General features: G+C 57.8%; 19 protein-coding genes and 1 pseudogene. 5 read left to right on the top strand and 15 right to left on the bottom strand.

What is annotated here, in order from left to right; all coding sequences use genetic code 11:
• Positions 1 to 38: 38 nt before the first annotated feature.
• Both pvdN and pvdM read right to left on the bottom strand, forming a co-directional pair.
• Entirely contained in the window at positions 39 to 1,319 is a 1,281-nt protein-coding gene (gene pvdN / locus PSAKL28_RS09595; RefSeq protein ID WP_038609437.1) for a pyoverdine-tailoring periplasmic protein PvdN, read from the bottom strand.
• A gap of 16 nt (positions 1,320 to 1,335) precedes the next feature.
• On the bottom strand, positions 1,336 to 2,697 hold the full coding sequence (pvdM, locus tag PSAKL28_RS09600; RefSeq protein ID WP_038609439.1) for a pyoverdine-tailoring dipeptidase-like protein PvdM: 1,362 nt from the start codon (positions 2,695 to 2,697) through the stop codon (positions 1,336 to 1,338).
• 823 nt (positions 2,698 to 3,520) lie between these two features.
• Between pvdM and PSAKL28_RS09605 the strand changes: the two genes are divergently transcribed.
• Positions 3,521 to 3,961 carry a hypothetical protein gene (locus PSAKL28_RS09605; RefSeq protein ID WP_038609442.1) on the top strand — a complete coding sequence of 147 codons (441 nt, stop codon included), beginning with the start codon at positions 3,521 to 3,523 and terminating at the stop codon, positions 3,959 to 3,961.
• A 42-nt stretch (positions 3,962 to 4,003) separates the two neighbouring features.
• Here PSAKL28_RS09605 and pbpG read toward each other — a convergent pair whose 3' ends face one another.
• The 5 genes from pbpG to PSAKL28_RS09635 form a co-directional block, all read right to left on the bottom strand.
• Positions 4,004 to 4,927: a D-alanyl-D-alanine endopeptidase gene (pbpG, locus tag PSAKL28_RS09610; RefSeq protein ID WP_038609445.1), complete on the bottom strand. Its 924-nt coding sequence runs from the start codon at positions 4,925 to 4,927 to the stop codon at positions 4,004 to 4,006.
• A 130-nt stretch (positions 4,928 to 5,057) separates the two neighbouring features.
• A complete protein-coding gene (locus PSAKL28_RS09615; protein WP_257011872.1) occupies positions 5,058 to 6,302 on the bottom strand; it encodes a tyrosine-type recombinase/integrase in 1,245 nt (414 codons plus the stop codon).
• 176 nt (positions 6,303 to 6,478) lie between these two features.
• Positions 6,479 to 6,802 carry a hypothetical protein gene (locus tag PSAKL28_RS09620; RefSeq protein WP_038609448.1) on the bottom strand — a complete coding sequence of 108 codons (324 nt, stop codon included), beginning with the start codon at positions 6,800 to 6,802 and terminating at the stop codon, positions 6,479 to 6,481.
• A 302-nt stretch (positions 6,803 to 7,104) separates the two neighbouring features.
• A complete protein-coding gene (locus PSAKL28_RS09630; protein ID WP_038609453.1) occupies positions 7,105 to 7,287 on the bottom strand; it encodes a Lar family restriction alleviation protein in 183 nt (60 codons plus the stop codon).
• A gap of 61 nt (positions 7,288 to 7,348) precedes the next feature.
• Positions 7,349 to 7,732, bottom strand: coding sequence for a hypothetical protein (locus tag PSAKL28_RS09635; RefSeq protein ID WP_075226473.1), 384 nt, complete (start codon positions 7,730 to 7,732; stop codon positions 7,349 to 7,351).
• 137 nt (positions 7,733 to 7,869) lie between these two features.
• Between PSAKL28_RS09635 and PSAKL28_RS28100 the strand changes: the two genes are divergently transcribed.
• A complete protein-coding gene (locus PSAKL28_RS28100) occupies positions 7,870 to 8,163 on the top strand; it encodes a hypothetical protein (protein ID WP_038609456.1) in 294 nt (97 codons plus the stop codon).
• Positions 8,164 to 8,286: 123 nt separating this feature from the next.
• Positions 8,287 to 8,580 (top strand): hypothetical protein, encoded by a 294-nt coding sequence (locus tag PSAKL28_RS28105; RefSeq protein ID WP_038609459.1) that lies wholly within the window; start codon positions 8,287 to 8,289, stop codon positions 8,578 to 8,580.
• Positions 8,581 to 8,834: 254 nt separating this feature from the next.
• Here PSAKL28_RS28105 and PSAKL28_RS09650 read toward each other — a convergent pair whose 3' ends face one another.
• Together PSAKL28_RS09650 and PSAKL28_RS09655 are read right to left on the bottom strand one after the other, a co-directional pair.
• Positions 8,835 to 9,260: a hypothetical protein gene (locus PSAKL28_RS09650; protein WP_038609462.1), complete on the bottom strand. Its 426-nt coding sequence runs from the start codon at positions 9,258 to 9,260 to the stop codon at positions 8,835 to 8,837.
• A gap of 349 nt (positions 9,261 to 9,609) precedes the next feature.
• Positions 9,610 to 9,999: a hypothetical protein gene (locus PSAKL28_RS09655; RefSeq protein ID WP_038609465.1), complete on the bottom strand. Its 390-nt coding sequence runs from the start codon at positions 9,997 to 9,999 to the stop codon at positions 9,610 to 9,612.
• A 518-nt stretch (positions 10,000 to 10,517) separates the two neighbouring features.
• On the opposite strand from PSAKL28_RS09655, the gene PSAKL28_RS27620 reads away from it, so the two are divergent.
• Complete coding sequence (locus PSAKL28_RS27620; protein ID WP_157687012.1) at positions 10,518 to 11,027, top strand: MrpH family fimbial adhesin; 510 nt, start codon at positions 10,518 to 10,520, stop codon at positions 11,025 to 11,027.
• A gap of 487 nt (positions 11,028 to 11,514) precedes the next feature.
• On the opposite strand, the gene PSAKL28_RS09665 is transcribed toward PSAKL28_RS27620, so the two are convergent.
• The 6 genes and pseudogenes from PSAKL28_RS09665 to PSAKL28_RS09685 all read right to left on the bottom strand — a co-directional run bounded on the left by PSAKL28_RS09665 (position 11,515) and on the right by PSAKL28_RS09685 (position 14,311).
• Positions 11,515 to 11,850, bottom strand: coding sequence for a hypothetical protein (locus tag PSAKL28_RS09665; RefSeq protein ID WP_038609471.1), 336 nt, complete (start codon positions 11,848 to 11,850; stop codon positions 11,515 to 11,517).
• An 81-nt stretch (positions 11,851 to 11,931) separates the two neighbouring features.
• On the bottom strand, positions 11,932 to 12,393 hold the full coding sequence (locus PSAKL28_RS09670) for a hypothetical protein (protein WP_038609474.1): 462 nt from the start codon (positions 12,391 to 12,393) through the stop codon (positions 11,932 to 11,934).
• On the bottom strand, positions 12,390 to 12,659 hold the full coding sequence (locus tag PSAKL28_RS09675) for a hypothetical protein (protein ID WP_038609477.1): 270 nt from the start codon (positions 12,657 to 12,659) through the stop codon (positions 12,390 to 12,392). Before PSAKL28_RS09675 ends, PSAKL28_RS09670 begins: the two co-directional genes overlap by 4 nt.
• Before the next feature lie 22 nt (positions 12,660 to 12,681).
• Positions 12,682 to 12,888, bottom strand: a pseudogene (locus PSAKL28_RS09680) (helix-turn-helix transcriptional regulator); the annotation flags it as partial.
• 149 nt (positions 12,889 to 13,037) lie between these two features.
• Positions 13,038 to 13,214: a hypothetical protein gene (locus PSAKL28_RS27845; RefSeq protein WP_167335118.1), complete on the bottom strand. Its 177-nt coding sequence runs from the start codon at positions 13,212 to 13,214 to the stop codon at positions 13,038 to 13,040.
• Between the two features lie 317 nt (positions 13,215 to 13,531).
• A complete protein-coding gene (locus PSAKL28_RS09685; protein WP_257011873.1) occupies positions 13,532 to 14,311 on the bottom strand; it encodes an XRE family transcriptional regulator in 780 nt (259 codons plus the stop codon).
• A 51-nt stretch (positions 14,312 to 14,362) separates the two neighbouring features.
• Between PSAKL28_RS09685 and PSAKL28_RS09690 the strand changes: the two genes are divergently transcribed.
• Positions 14,363 to 14,569 (top strand): transcriptional regulator, encoded by a 207-nt coding sequence (locus PSAKL28_RS09690; RefSeq protein ID WP_038609480.1) that lies wholly within the window; start codon positions 14,363 to 14,365, stop codon positions 14,567 to 14,569.
• The last annotated feature ends 123 nt before the right edge of the window (positions 14,570 to 14,692 follow it).

The raw sequence follows: 14,692 nt of genomic DNA on the forward strand, positions 1-14,692 counted from the left end.
ATAGAACGAGCCGTCCGTGGCAGAATTTACTGCTGTGCTCAGCCAAGTTTTTTGCGCAACAGGGCGACGGCGCGGTCGATTTGCGCTTCGTCGTTGAGCAGGCCGGGCGCCATGCGCAGCACCGGACCAACGTCACGGTCCACGGCATCGACGACGATACGGTTGTGGTTGAGGTAGCTGGCCAGGGCATCGCAATTCTGGTCTTTGACCCGCAGGAAGGTGAAACCGGCCGAGTATTCGGCGCTCAACGGTGTCACCAGTTCGATGGCCTTGTGCTCGAACAGGCGTTGCTTGAGGTAGTCGTTGAGCTGGTGAATGCGCGCCTGGACCTCCGCCTTGCCCAGCTGCAGGTGCAGTTCGAAGGCCTTGCCCAGCGCCCAGCGGTGCTCGAAGGCGTGATAGCCGCCCGGGGTCATGGTGGTGGCGAAGTCCTTGTCTTCGGAGAAGGTGGCGAAGGTCGGCACCAGGTTCTGCATCGATTCGGAGGCGGCGCAGATGATGCCGGTGCCGCGCGGGCCGAACATCCATTTGTGTGTGCCGGAGATGAAGTAGTCGCAGTTGAAATCGGCGAAGTTGGCGTTCTCCACGCCAAAGCCGTGGACGCCGTCGACGACATAGAGAATGCGCCGGTCTTCGTCGCGGTTGCGGTTGTGCGCGCGCACCAGTTCGCCGATCTGCCCGATCGGCAGTTTGACCCCGCTGCCCGAATGCACCCAGGTCATGCCCAGCACCCGTGTGTTGGCGTTGATGGCTTTGTCGATAGTGCTCAGCACCTGATCGCTGGACACCTCCCGCGGGTGCTGGAACAGCCGCAGCTTACGGACCCGGGTGCCGTCCTGGCGCTGGCGGAATTCCAGGGTCTTGCGGGTCGCGTAGTGCTCGTGCTCGGTGGTGAGGATTTCCTGTCCAGGGGCAACCTTGAGCCGACCGTAGATCATCCCCAGGCCTTCGGTGGTGCTGCCCGTCAGGGCGATTTGCCGGGGCCTGACCGCCAGGTAGCGGGCGGCCCACTCGCGCACCTCGCCCTCGCGCTGCCATTCGATCTGGGTTTCCCAGTCGACCCAGTGCGCCGGGTTGCGGTCGATCTGCGCGCGGTAGTAGTCAATGGCCTCCTGCACCGGGCGCGGGTGGGCGGTGACCAGGAAGTTGGCGAAATGCGCGTAGTCAGGGTCGAGGGGGAACAGCTGGCGTAGCTGCTGCCATTTTTCCTTGCCGGGCAGTGATGCCAGAGGCGGTGTTGCCGCCAGTGCCTGGGGGAGCAGTGGCAGGCTGGCGGCGAGCAGGCCGGCCTGTTTGAGGAAGGTACGACGGTCAGTCATGTCGGAGTTGCCTGGTTCAAGGAGTGGAGAGGCTGGCGACTGGTTGGGCGGCTTTTTGCACCTGCGCCCAGACCCGCAGGAAGTTACCGCCCCAGAGCTTGGCAATATCGGCTTCCGAGTAACCACGGCTGAGCAGCTCGGCGGTGACATTGCGAATCTCGCTGACATCCTTCCAGCCATCGAGGCCACCGCCGTCGTTGAAGTCCGAACTGATGCCGACGTGGTCGATGCCCATCTTCTTCACGGCATAGTCGATGGCGTCGCCGTAGTCCTTGAGCGTGGCCTTGGGCTCCAGGTCGACGATGTCGTAGAGACTGCCGGCATATTCGCCGAAGCGCTTCTCAGGCCAGATGGCGATCACCGCGTCGCCGGGCATCAGGGTGTTGGCCAGGCCTTGCAAGGGTTGCAGGTCAAAGCGCGCGCGCAGGGCTTCGAGTTTTTCCAGGCTCGGCTTGCTCAGGGGCTTGAGGTAGGTGCCGAAGGCGACTACCTGGAGCACGCCACCGCTGTCCTTGATCAGTTGCATTTCCTTGTCGCTGAGGTTGCGTGGAATATCCACCAGCGCTCGGGGCGCCGAGTGCGACGCCACCAGTGGTGTGCGGCTCAGGCGCGCGACGTCTTCAAGGGCCAGGGTCGACATCTGCGAGACATCGATGATGATCCCCAGGTCGTTCAAACGCTTGACCGCTTGCTCGCCCAAGGACGAAAGGCCGCCGAGGGCATCAGGGGTGTCGTTGAAGAATGGCAGAGGGCGCGAAGAGTCGGCCCAGTCGTTGTTGGCCACATAGCTAAAGCCGAACATGCGCATGCCGCGGGCGGCCCACAGGTCCAGTTGAGACAGGTCACGACCCAGCGGGTAGGCATTGAGCATGCTGATGAAAATGGCGAACTTGCCTTCGCCATTCAGGCGCCGGAAGTCTTCCGGGGTGTAGGCGATACCGACCTGGTTGGGGAAGTCGCGAACCATGTTGCTGATGATCTTGTAGCGCACTTCCTGCTGGTGTCGGGCCTCATCGACAAAGCCTGGCGTTGGACGATGAGGGGCATTGGGGCCGTTCCACAGCTCCGGCCAGCCGAAGATGGTCAGCGCCGCACCGGACAGACGACCCTGGCCAGCCTTGATCAGGTCGAACTGATAGCGACCGTTCTTATCGAACTCGGTGCCTTCACCGCCGAAGGCCAGTGGCACGGTGATGTGACTGTCGAACGACAGCATGTGCTCATGCAGGGCATTGGCCTGCTCGACGATTTTGCGCGGGTAGCCGACGTTACTCTGGAAGTACAGGTAACCGGCAACGGCGGCGCCTGCAGCGACCGCCAGGGCAAGGGGCAGGCCGATATACAGGGCTTTGCGGGAACGGGGCTTGGTCTTGGTCATTGCCATCTCGACGCTGGGCTGATCGGAACGGTTTGCCCGGCGCACGGGTGGGCCAGGGGCAAAGCTCGGGTATCAGGAGGGACGAACGGTGCAGGGGTAAATTTATGGTTCTTCACAGAGTCCCGGGGAGCATGGTCTTGGGGCTGGGCTGGGCTGGGCTGGGCTGGGGTTGGGATGTTGAGGCTGCGGGCTTATCCATTTTGTGTGGCGATGCTGCCGGCCCCTTCCGCCTTTACGGCGGCCTACTTTTTTCTTGGAAAAAGTAGGCAAAACCGCTGGCTCCTGCATCCGGCCCTACGCTGCGCTCCGGGTCCCTTCGCTCCGGTGCCTTCCAGGGGCATCGCGGCCTACGACTTGCTTCGCCAAGTCTACGGCTCGCGAACTTCGGCTTTGGCCGAAGGGTGCTGCGCACCAGCCCCCTCCAGACACCTCCACTCGGCCTCCTGAAGTCGCAAAGTTACGGGTGGCGCCTGTGCTGACGTATCTTCGAAATCTGATTCTGGCGGCGCCAGGATGTCATCGCGGGGCAAGCCCGCTTTAACGTGTTGATCTTGATCTTCATGCACGCAAGTGCAGGCGCCGCGGACTGCGACTTCAGGAGGCTGAGCGGAAGGTGCCGTAGCGAAGGGACCCGGAGCGCAGCGTAGGGCCGGCAGCGTCGCCACACCAAATGGATAAGCTCCCAGCCTCAACAACCCAACCCAGGATCAATAGTCCCCAAGGTTCCGTGAAGAACCAAATGTATGCGCGGACAGACGGCTCAAGTTTTGTGGCCGATAGCCGATAGCAGAGTCAACCCATAGACCATCAGGATGATAGAAGCATGGTTGGCATCAATGCCGTATCGATCAATGGCAACCCGCTGAGCAGCGGGACCCCAGGTGTTGTCAGCGTCAATCTCGGCGCTCAGGACCCGGCGGCGAAAACTGAAGAAGGCACGCTCAAGGTCAACCTTTCCGGCGTCGCCGAAAGCAACAAGGCCGAATCCAGCCAGAGCAGCGAAAGTAGCGAGCCGGCGCACATCCGCCAGTTGCGTGAAATGATCAAAGAGCTGCAAAAGCAGTTGGCCGAACAGCAGAAACAACTGCAGGCAATCATGGCCAGCAATATGGAAGAGACCGCCAAGGCCTCGGCGGTTGCCGCCGCGCAGTCATCGGTGAGTACCACCATGGGCGCGATCCAGACGGCCACCGCGCAGTTGCTCAAAGCCCTGCTGGACAGCGGTGGCAGCAGCTCCGGCAGCATGGTCAGCACCAGCGCTTGATGGGCAACGGGCCTGGCGCCGATGGCGCGCAGGCCCGTCAGCTCAGTCGACCGCAGGGCGGTTCTGGCCGCGCTCGGATTTATAGCGCATGGCCACCGCTGGTGCCGGTTTGGTGCTGCCGGTTTCCAGCCACTGACGCATGCGGTTGGCGTCGGCGAAGTGGGTGTACTTGCCGAAGGCATCGAGAATCACCATGGCCACCGGACGGTTGTCCATCCTGGTCAACAGCACCAGGCAGTGCCCGGCATCGTTGGTGAAGCCGGTCTTGGTCAGGTCGATATCCCAATTGCTCTTCTTGACCAGATGGTCGGTGTTACGAAAGCCCAGGGTGTAGTTGGGTTTGCGAAACGCCACGGTCTTCTCGGGAGTGACGCTCAACTGCTTCAGCAGCGGGTAGTTGCGTGCCGCCAGCAGCAGCTTGCCCAGGTCGCGCGCGGTGGACACGTTGCTGGTCGACAGGCCGGTGGGTTCGACATAGCGGGTGTTACTCATGCCCAGGGCCCTGGCCTTGGCGTTCATCGCCTTGATGAACGCGTTGTAGCCACCGGGGTAGTTATGCGCCAGGGTCGAGGCGGCGCGGTTTTCCGATGACATCAGGGTAATCAGCAGCGTTTCCCGGCGGCTGAGCTGGCTACCGAGGCGCACCCGCGAATACACCCCTTTCATTTCCTTATTCTGGGCGATGGTCATGGTCAGCATCTCGTCCATGTTCTGCTTGGCGTCGAGCACCACCATGCCGGTCATCAGCTTGGTCACCGAGGCGATAGGCACCACCCGGTCGGCATTGTTGGCGTAAAGCACCTTATTGGTCTGCAGATCGATCAGCAGAGCGGCGCCAGAAGCCAGGTGCAACTTGGCAGGATCGCGTTGTACCTGGGCAGGGGGTTGCGCAGCAGTGGCGGTGGGGACAGTCGCGGTACTGGTGAGCAACAGCAGCAGGCTTAGAATCGAAAGGGAGGTTTTCACGTCGAGGCTCACTAAAAGTTGGTATGTCGTTGGCTGTGCAAGGGTTTTCCCCCAAAAACGCTCGCATTCTGGAGTATGGCCTAGAGTCTGTCGATTAGCCCGTAAACATTGGGCTAAAGATGAACGAAATTTAATCCTGTACCAATTCTGTACCAATTAGCTGCATTTCGAGCTTCTCCAGTTCGGACCAATCATTGGCCGAGCTCAGCCACTTCGCATAGGTCGACAGCAGTACCTGGACAGAATGTCCAAGCTGACCTGCAATGAATGCGGGATTCATCCCTGACATGAGGCACATCGTCGCGTAAGTGTGTCGGCAATTGTACTGTGGGCGCGGACGAATCCCCTTGCCGGCAATCGCCTCATTGAAGTGACCTCCGGGGGTGCTCGGGCCCTTCATGTGAGGCGACCGCCCCGCGGGCTGAAAGACGAACGGCGAGTCAGTGGATACCCGGCGCTTTTGCCTGGAACGATAATGTGATATTTCCCGCGCCTTTTCGAGAGCGCCCATGGCCCTACTGTTCAGCATGACCGTGCGCGTGTATTTGGTTTTGGTACGCTCCACCACCTGGTTCTCGACGACGATCCGGCATATGTGGGCGGTCTTTTTCTCCAAATCGATCTCATCCCAGCGCAGCGCCATGATCTCGCCAGTGCGCATTCCGGTATAGAAGGCGAACTCGTAGAACGCAGCGAACACCTGGTTGCACCGCGAGAAGTTCGCATACATCCACTCAATCAGGGCATCGGCTTCTTCGACGGTGAAGGGGTCTACCTGTTTTCGGTTTTTCTGGGGCAACTGGATCGACGCCGCAGGGTTCTTGTCCACCACCTCGTCATAGACCGCCGCTCTAAACATCGCCTTGACCCGGGCGATAGCGGCACGCTTGACTGTCGAACTCTTCCATTTGGTCTTCGCGACCACCTCCCTCAGCACCATAGGTGTCACTGCCCTGATAGGCAGCGCAGCCAAATGGGGCATCCAGTAGTTGTTCATCAAGCCTTTGTAGTTGGACCTTGTGTCTTGGACCACCTCCAGACTGTCTAGCCAGCTCTGCGCGTACTCGCCGAACATGAGTTCACTCGTCGGCGCGGTATAGCTCGAAACCGGGAACAGCTCGGCGTACCGCTTCTCGTCCAGAACCCCATGGTTGGCTAGGCTGATTACTTGAGTGCGTAGGTCGGCTGCCGCCTTGATCCCCTTGGCGGTTTGTGGATACGCGAGAGTCTCGGATCGACGTTCACCGTTGACAGTAAAACGGATGCGGATTGACTTGCCGATGAACTCGACTCCAGTGGGTAGCCCCATTCTCCTTCCAGCCACGTTTCGTATCTCCTGATGCTGTAAAAAATCCTGCCGTCGATCTTTTTCCATACCCCCTCCGGGATCACGCCGCGGCTGCGCTTCCCCTCCAGGGCTCTTTGGGTTGTGCCGATCAGTTCCGCCATTCGCTTTTCCGGAACTTTGTCGGACGCATAGGTAATCGGCTGCCTTTCTTCGTCTTGCATGATTGTCTCCACGCCGCGCATGGCGGCAGAGGTGGGGAGGGGTTAATCGACCTGGTAGTAGGCGTAGCAGTTGACGCCCTGAGCCTTAAGCGATTGGCGCATGGCTTGGACGCCGGCGCTTTGCCGATTGCCGGTCCCGGGCCACGGCGTATCCAGATGGATGCCCTGCTGGTGGTAACGGCTCTTTTTCTGCATGTACCCGGGGAGGCTTGGCAGGGAGCTGGCGCGCAGGCCCGGTACCGGGATTACGACGCGATCGAGGTTGGCGCTACCGCCGTCGTTGCTGCAGGCCGCTGCGGCAGCCTTGCCTACCTCGATGGCGAGACGGACCTTCTCGGGCAGGCCGGCCAGTTCTTCTTTCGTCATGGCAATAGCTCTCCATGCCCGCGCTGCAGGCTGTAGAATCGTTGGAAATTTATTAATGAATCTGAGGAGTTAGGGTGAGAGGTCTAGAGAAGTTCGTATCGCTTCAATTCTTGCTTACGTTGGCTTTCATCGCACTGGGTGGCTACCTTCATGGACAAGGCAAGGTAGAGTTTTGGGGCATGTTCGCCATCATGATGCTGCCGAATATCGCTTTTGGTGTGCTTCGGCGTGTTCGGCGTCGCAAAGCCGCCTGAGATCTCCCTTCAGTTCTCGGTAGGCTTGAGTTCTTGTAGGGGGAGGGGTTAGGGCTTCGGCGCGGGCTTGAGCTTGTTCCAGTGCCGGTAGATGTTCTCCTCGGGCACCTTCTTCTGGAGGGTGAAGTCGCAGTCGTTGCAGATCACCCAGCTGAGGCTGAGGTTTGAGCTGCTGTCGAGCTCCAGGTTGTCGCCGTTGCATTGAGGGCACGGTTTCAGTTCGTCACTCATGGCCTCGGCCCCTTCCGGATCATCCAGGCCATGTAGAGCGGGGCGGCGATGGGTAGGAGGATCATGGCTGCGCCTCTGGACTGTCCTTGTCGAGCTGGCAACCGTTGTTGCAGCCACCACAGGCGCCGCATTGTTCAGGCTCTTTGCGCTTGACCCAGCTCACACACGGGCCGTCCTCAGTATCGAAGATGCCGAGCAGGAACCACTCAGGCCCCGGTGGCTCAGGGTTCCAACCGAGGCAGTGGCACTCACCGTCTTCGTAGGGGTGATGGCCATCGATATCGGCGTCCATGTGCCACTGGGTCAGCTCCAACCCTTGCTGCACGAGCCAGGCCTTGAAGGCGGCGAAGTCTTCATCGAAGTCCGGCTCGTCGGGGTGGCCCCACCAGCCGTCTTCATCGCGCTCGACGGTCACACGTTGGATCAGCTTCATTTCTTCAGGCATGACTTCTCCAAAGCCGCCATATAACGGCTATTCAAGGTTTGGATTTTGTTTTGAATGGGTTCAAAGAACCGGAGGAGCGGTGTGGCCGTTCCTTCAGGTGTGTGCCTTACTGAATGCAGATCCAGTGGAGGCCGGTAATGCGAATTAGAGGCAGCATGTATCGTGATTGGGAGGACTCCCAGCTTGAAAGCATTACGCATGAAGAGACACTTGAAAGCGGAAGCATCATTGAGGTTCAAGCGCGACTTTCATCCGCGGGCGACACTCAGCTATTCATTGGCGTGTACTCATCAGACGGGGTCGCAGTGATAGAAATCGCTTATGACTCACGGCCTGGAGAAACTGTTACTGAGGCTTTGGCCTGGGGAGTTGCCAAGGCAAGAGGGTTTGTATCGCTGGAATCGACACTGCGGCCGCAACAGAGCGCTTAAGGCCCAGTAGTCAGTAACCCTGCCAGTTGTCCGATAATGCCCAAAGTCATGAACTACAAATTGTCTTTGTCGTTCTATTTATTACGCTGGAATCTCACCCACAAATCCGAGCAGGAGGCGGTTATGAGATACAGAGGAGAGAAGTTCTGGGCATGGGCAGACCCTACTCTTCACCACCGTTGTCATGATGAAATCCTCGACGACGGCACCACGATTGATGTCCAGGTCCGCCTGTCACGGACCGGAGACACGCAGCTGTTCATTGGCGTTTACGCGCTCGGCGGAACGCTCCTCATGGAAGAGGCTTATTACTCTCGCCCACATCAATCGATGAGCCGAGCCTTGGCCTGGGGAGTGGGTCGAGCAAGGTCATTCGTGTCGAACCCGGTCCCAGTCCAATCCATTCAGTCTGCATAGCTATCGGAGTGCGCTCGTATCGTACTAATGCATCCAAGCTCAAAAAGACCAACTAGACTTGAAAGCGTCTTCTCCCATTGGAGGCAAAGCGTTACACCGAAGTTGATTAGTCCACCTCTCCCGCTCCTCCCCAAGGGAGAGGTGGATTTTTTTCGTCTGTGGATTTCCGGCATCGATTCTCCAAAGCCGCCATATAGCGGCTATTCAATAGAGGGGAGAGGGGTAGGGTACAAATGTACTCCTTCGGTCAAAAACTACTGCGGGAGCGGCAAAGCGCGAATGGCCTGGGCCAGTTCCGGATAGTCAGCGGCAAGCTCCGCTGCAGCCTTGATCCCGTTCCGGTAGCCGTCGGCGCCTTGGGCTGTCATCTGCTCGGGGCTGGCGCCGTCTGCGGTTGGTGGGTGGGTATAGAGTTCCTGCCAGGCACCGATGATGATCGCGGGGAGATTTTCGCCATAGCAGTAGCCTCTTCCGCCCAGTTGTTCCCATCGATACGCCGTCGGTTTGCCTTGGCGTTTGGCGGCTGGCTGGGCGAGGAGGTTACGCAACTCATCCCTCTCAGACTTGGCTGCCTTGAAAGCAGTGGCTGCATGATCAAGTCGTGACTGAATGCGCTGGGCCAGTTCACGCGGCACGCTGACCATCTGTTCGGTGTTGCTGGATCGGTTTTCTGTGGGCATGGGGATACCTCGCGGGTTTGCGATGTAGGGATGATGGCTTTACGAGATCACTTCGACCGGATAGAGTTACGCCAACCCTGAACCACCGTTTTATCGAACAAAAGTCAGTAGCCGATGCAGGGCGTATCTGCATGGTGAACACACTCGGCGTTAGCCGATGCGGGGGGACGTAGCCGTGGTTAACACCATTGCTCGTTCGTACTTTAGTTCGATACGGGGGATTCTGTATGCAAATAGAGATCACAATCAGGTTAGACCTGAAGATCTTGATCATGCTGCTGAAATACGCGCTGTTCTTGATTTAAGGTTGACCCCAGGGGCAGAGCCGCATCCTGGGTTTCATCATAATTTAAGCGACCTGCACCGCCATTTCTGGCAAGTAATCCACCCACCCAACCTTCGGCGCCTTGGTCTTCTCGTTGATGATCGGCCTGCCTCCGGCATCGGTAAGTACACACTTGGCCCTGATCCGCAGATCCCGACACTTGCACTGCTTGCGTGTCGGTTCCATGAACTGCTGAGCGTACTGCGGCGCATCGAACATCTGGCTTAGCTGCTTCACCTTTTCGCCGGCCATGATCTTGGCCGCCTGCTGCTCTACGGCCAGGTTCCACTCAGCCAGGGTCAGCTCTAGGGGGGGGCAGCCAGCTTTACCGCTTGGCTTGGTGGTCTTGGTAATCTTCCTGGCCTCAGCCAGCGCTACGTCGGCGGTCATACCGAAGACTGCGAATGTGCTCATGGGTATCTCCAGGCAGCCACCAGCCTCGCCGGGGTGGCGTGATTCGTTGAAGTGGGAGATGGTTCAGTTCAATCGGAGAGGTGTAACAGGGTTGATGCCAAGAGAGCACCTGACGGCTCTCGGAAAATTCCTACAAAAACTACGGCAGCTTCCTAGAGCAAAAGTAAAAATTGCCTCATACCATTTTCGCTCATTTTTATGAGTAGGGCCGTGTGTTGAACAGTAATAGATCTTATTGGGCTGCGCTTTTGTTTCTACTCTGCTTAGTGGGTAGTGCTGCGCATGCCGTTACAATTCAGTCCACTCGAAGTCAATATGAGGTGGGCGGTGTTCGATATTATTTTACTGTTACGAGCTGGGAGGGGGGTGGGGATAGTTTTTGTAATGATATGCAGGCAGTTACATGTAGCCTGTACCTAGTTGGGGCGCAACGCCCTGGTGAATACCTGTCTATGGTGCTCGGCACGAACTATTGGAGGATTAAACCTAGTACCTCCATGACGACGGTGCGCAACCAAATGAGTGGTTTTTCAATTCCCTTTGAAAGTAGTTTGTTTGTGCCAAAGGAGAAAAAAATAAGCGATAGTTTTTGCATCAGCTTCGCTCAAGGTTACAGTTATTCTGGGTCTGGAGGTATAATTGTTCCGGTTGGTCCTTGTGCTTCTGTTATAAAGCCAGCGCTGCAGTGCGAGATTAAAGGAAATGCTATTATTAACCATAGGGATGTAAGCGACGCTGCTATTGATGGTAATGAAGCAGGAACCACACTTCAGTTAACTTGCTCAGGGGCAACTAGCGTGATCGCTTCAGCAAGTAAAGAAAGCCCTTCTGGCGTTAAGCTCAAGGCGGACGGCAGCTTGTACTCCAAGCTCACGATCGAAGATAAGGCTGCGGCACCGGGCGTTTCAATTAAAGTAGAAGATGGACTAGCTACCCCTATAGCCATAAAATCTACGCTGTACAGCAAAGGAACCGTAGAGCCTGGTCCTTTCTCCGGATCTACAGTGCTGACGATCTCTCCGCCTTAGGCAGACACCGCGGCCGGATGCGGTATTTGAGAATTGGAATAGATATTGCTCTAACCACCAAACCTAATATGGTTGGGGGCTGGGTAATGATTGATCTCGAAATCTACCTCGATGTCGCTATGGTCGTGATAGCTCTGGCTGTTGATTTGGTGGCCATTTATCTGTATCGAGAGACGAGTCTCGGACCGAATGAGGGCCCCGGTCGATTGACCCGATATGCCCCTTAATCGGGGCTGGCTGGCAATGCGGCGGTGGATGGGCTATTACGAATTACAGATATGCGGCCGAATGGAGACGGAAATGACCGACTTAGGGATATTCACTACTGACTATCGTGAACACCGGCTAACCGCTGACTTCATGCAGAGCCCGCAAGGGATAGTGATTGGGCTGAAGGCCGGTCCGCTGCCTTGGAGGCATTTTGATGACACGCTGTACCCCACTTATGAAGAGGCTAAGTCCGCAGCAGTAGCTGAGGGGCGCCGACTTATCGATCAGCTTGTGGGATAGCGATTTCGTCGCCAGGATCCTGCTGAATTATCAGCATGCTCTTGCGGCTGAACTCCAGCGCCAAAGAATGTGAGATCTCGTATTTGTGGCGCGGCGGGGTGAGCAGGGGCGCCGCCCCGCTCGGGCCAAGCCCATGCAGGTGATGAATCATCAGCGTCATTGCCTCGCCCTGCTCATCAATACCTGCCCATTCCATCAGTTCCAGCAGGGCCTGCTTAGTACCTGGTCGAACCTTCAAGCGCAGGTCTTCTTCCTGCAGCTTGTCCTCCTTCAAGCGACGGCGTTCGCCGCGCTGTTGTGGCGTCATCGCCATACGGTATCCCCTTCAATCCGCTTGGCGGCAGTTTGATCCATTGCTGGCGCCGACCATGCCGGGCGCGGTTGTTGATTCGCCTCATGCCGCGACCTTTTCCTGTCGCCAGGCGCCGACGGCTTCGAATACTGCGGCGGCCTGCGCCTCTTCAAGCGTCAGGTCCGTCGGAATCGCGATCCATCCGGCGGCCACGATGTGCTGCGGGTTGCACTGGGTGCGCAGATCCGTGTAGGTGGCCTCGATCACATCGGTGAGGTGCGAGGCCAAGTAGTTGCCCTGAGGGGCGACCTCGATAGATTTGCAGTACTGCTCGCCATCTGTTTTCTGGCACATCACGCTCAGATAGATGGTCCAGCGGTGTGCGATGTCGCAGACGGCGTTGACGACCTGTTCCTGCCGTATCTGCTTGCAGTTCTTCCAGTTGACCAGCACCTGCTGCCCGCTGGGGTCGATGTTCACTACTGCCGCGTGATTGGATGCGACCAAGGCTCTGCAGGAGCGCTCCAGGCGGGCACGCATGCTGTGCGGCTTGCGCTTGCTCATTGCCGCCCGACCAGCTTGCGCGTTGCAGCTGCCTCCATCGCGTCGACGAACTGTTGAGCCATCAGATAACTGCCACAGAAGCCGCAAGTCTTGCCGGTCTTCCTATCGATGATGTGCCACATCTTGCCTTTGTTGACGGCCTGGAAGCGCGGCGCCGATGCCGGGGCGGCGAGCCCGATCTTGGCGTAGAAGTCAGCCGTTGCGAGAGTGGCGCGGGCGCGCAGATCGGCCAGACCGTCCCGGCGAGCTTGGATAGCTGTATGCATATTGAAGTCCTCGGGGTAGGTATCAAGCGTGCAGGTCGAACGATTCGGCCTTGCGGATGATTCGGACCTGGGCAATACGTCGCTCAGGCACGCGGCGGTCGCGGCGCATTGGGTCGGCATCGCCCATGACGGCGTGCATAGCCATCAACCCGGCCAGGGCGATGCACAGCGGGCTGATGATCTGTTGACGCATGGCCTTGGTGACGGCCTCGATGCGGCGGCCGGCTTGGCGGCCTAACTCTCTGATGTCTCAGTAGCTCGCCAACGAGACTAGATTTGCGCATCAGCCTGCGCAGTCAGACCACACTCCGATGCAGCCTGGTGATGGGGGACCAGGTGATCGGGCAGTTAACGTCAGGCTGACGTGGCGCTGGTTGTTCAGCTGTCAAAAGGTGGCTTTTCGCCGATACGCTTCAGCTTTTCTTGCTGGAATGCTTCGGCGATATCGAAAGCCTTGGCTGGCGCCACGCTGTGATCAGTTCCTCCCTGGCTCAGCAAGCCGATGAGGACCGCCATTGCATAACCTTCAAGGTCTTCGTATTCAGCACGTTTCATAGCTTTCTCCTGGTTGATTTCCCGTCTGGCCCTGTCGTCAAGGCCAGCCAGTGAAATCTGGTGTTTCTTTCTCTCCGGCCGCGACCCTGGTCCGCCGGATAACTCGTCTTGGCGCTTTAAGCTGCACGCCTGGGTCAGTTGCCAACCCTCTGGACTGTTGAGGCCTGTCCATCGCTGCCTTTGTTGCTGGCCGGTGGTGATCCAGCGTTGAGGTGAAATATAAGTACACTTATCTATTGTGTCAATAAGCGTGCTTATAATTTTTCGGGCAGGCATGAAAAAGCCCGCATGAGCGGGCTTGGGGTGGGGGAGTTGAATTACTTTCGCCGAGGGGACCTGCGAACAGTGGACCACCAGAATACGCGTCCCAGCATGCGGACCTCGTCATGCCACTGCTCGGCGGTCATCACTTCATCTGGGTATTCGTCGTCGTTTTCGCTGCTGATGCGAATCGAGCCTTGCGGTAGGCGATACAGGTATTTGGTGCGCAGCATGCCGCCATGATTGAAGGCATAGATTTCTCCGTCGATGATCGACGTGTCGCTCATGTCGAAGCCAATGGCTGCGCCGTCCAGAATCAGCCGTTCCATACTTCGGCCCTTGACCCTGGCGACCGCTGCGCTCCTCTTGTCGACTCCGGCTGCGCGTAGGGTGGCGCAACTGAAGCGCAGCTTACGGCCAGCAACCTCTATTACTTCTGTCATTCCATTGCCACCAGAAAACTCCACTTCGGCGAAGTAGGGGACTTCGACGTCGTCTTCATCAAGCGGGTCGCCTTCGTCCCATGCCGAAAGCTCACCCAGTAACTCAATCTCGTGATGGGTGACCTGGTTGGTGGGCTTCGTACCTTCCTGAACCATAGGGCCTACGCCTTCGGCAAGCCAGATAGGGCTCACCTGGCATACCTGAGCAATTTTGGTTAGGTGGACGCTACGGAGGTTCTTGCCCGTTTCCAGCTGCGAAATGACGGGTTGCTCTACACCGACCTTTTCGGCCAGGGAGCGCTGGGTCAGCTGCGCGTGCTTGCGAGCTGCCTTGATTCGATCTGCGAGGGTATCCATGCCAGTGAATTTATAAGGCAACTTATAGGCTTGCAAATAAGCCTCCTTATTCATAAAGTATAAGCACGCTTATCAGGAGTTAAATCCATGACCCCCATTGAAAAGCTCGTCGATTTCTTTGGCGGGCAAGCAAAGACGGCTGCAGCGCTCGGCGTAAGTCAGGCGGCCGTTTCGTATTGGTTCACTGGAGCTCACACCATGAGCGCCAAGCGGGCATTTCTTGCTGAAGAGCTGACAGACGGCGCAGTAACGGCGAAAGAGCTGTGTCAGCCAGTGAAAGGCAAAGCGGCCTGACGAGGTGAATTATCCGTCTCCTGGCATTGCGCCAGTAGATGACCAAAACACCTGCTGATCCATCCAGTACCCAAATCGCAGGCACAAAAAAGCCGGTGGCTAGACCGGCTTCTTCACAACACA

Source organism: Pseudomonas alkylphenolica (assembly GCF_000746525.1).
Lineage (GTDB): Bacteria > Pseudomonadota > Gammaproteobacteria > Pseudomonadales > Pseudomonadaceae > Aquipseudomonas > Aquipseudomonas alkylphenolica.

Excerpts from the sequence above, each read along its gene's own strand:
- pvdN (WP_038609437.1), bottom strand. The coding sequence starts at position 1,319 with ATGACTGACCGTCGTACCTTCCTCAAACAGGCCGGCCTGCTCGCCGCC.
- pvdM (WP_038609439.1), bottom strand. The coding sequence starts at position 2,697 with ATGACCAAGACCAAGCCCCGTTCCCGCAAAGCCCTGTATATCGGCCTG.
- PSAKL28_RS09605 (WP_038609442.1), top strand. The coding sequence starts at position 3,521 with ATGGTTGGCATCAATGCCGTATCGATCAATGGCAACCCGCTGAGCAGC.
- PSAKL28_RS09615 (WP_257011872.1), bottom strand. The coding sequence starts at position 6,302 with ATGGAAAAAGATCGACGGCAGGATTTTTTACAGCATCAGGAGATACGA.
- PSAKL28_RS09620 (WP_038609448.1), bottom strand. The coding sequence starts at position 6,802 with ATGACGAAAGAAGAACTGGCCGGCCTGCCCGAGAAGGTCCGTCTCGCC.
- PSAKL28_RS09630 (WP_038609453.1), bottom strand. The coding sequence starts at position 7,287 with ATGAGTGACGAACTGAAACCGTGCCCTCAATGCAACGGCGACAACCTG.
- PSAKL28_RS09635 (WP_075226473.1), bottom strand. The coding sequence starts at position 7,732 with ATGCCTGAAGAAATGAAGCTGATCCAACGTGTGACCGTCGAGCGCGAT.
- PSAKL28_RS28100 (WP_038609456.1), top strand. The coding sequence starts at position 7,870 with ATGCGAATTAGAGGCAGCATGTATCGTGATTGGGAGGACTCCCAGCTT.
- PSAKL28_RS28105 (WP_038609459.1), top strand. The coding sequence starts at position 8,287 with ATGAGATACAGAGGAGAGAAGTTCTGGGCATGGGCAGACCCTACTCTT.
- PSAKL28_RS09650 (WP_038609462.1), bottom strand. The coding sequence starts at position 9,260 with ATGCCCACAGAAAACCGATCCAGCAACACCGAACAGATGGTCAGCGTG.
- PSAKL28_RS09655 (WP_038609465.1), bottom strand. The coding sequence starts at position 9,999 with ATGAGCACATTCGCAGTCTTCGGTATGACCGCCGACGTAGCGCTGGCT.
- PSAKL28_RS27620 (WP_157687012.1), top strand. The coding sequence starts at position 10,518 with ATGAGTGGTTTTTCAATTCCCTTTGAAAGTAGTTTGTTTGTGCCAAAG.
- PSAKL28_RS09665 (WP_038609471.1), bottom strand. The coding sequence starts at position 11,850 with ATGGCGATGACGCCACAACAGCGCGGCGAACGCCGTCGCTTGAAGGAG.
- PSAKL28_RS09670 (WP_038609474.1), bottom strand. The coding sequence starts at position 12,393 with ATGAGCAAGCGCAAGCCGCACAGCATGCGTGCCCGCCTGGAGCGCTCC.
- PSAKL28_RS09675 (WP_038609477.1), bottom strand. The coding sequence starts at position 12,659 with ATGCATACAGCTATCCAAGCTCGCCGGGACGGTCTGGCCGATCTGCGC.
- PSAKL28_RS27845 (WP_167335118.1), bottom strand. The coding sequence starts at position 13,214 with ATGAAACGTGCTGAATACGAAGACCTTGAAGGTTATGCAATGGCGGTC.
- PSAKL28_RS09690 (WP_038609480.1), top strand. The coding sequence starts at position 14,363 with ATGACCCCCATTGAAAAGCTCGTCGATTTCTTTGGCGGGCAAGCAAAG.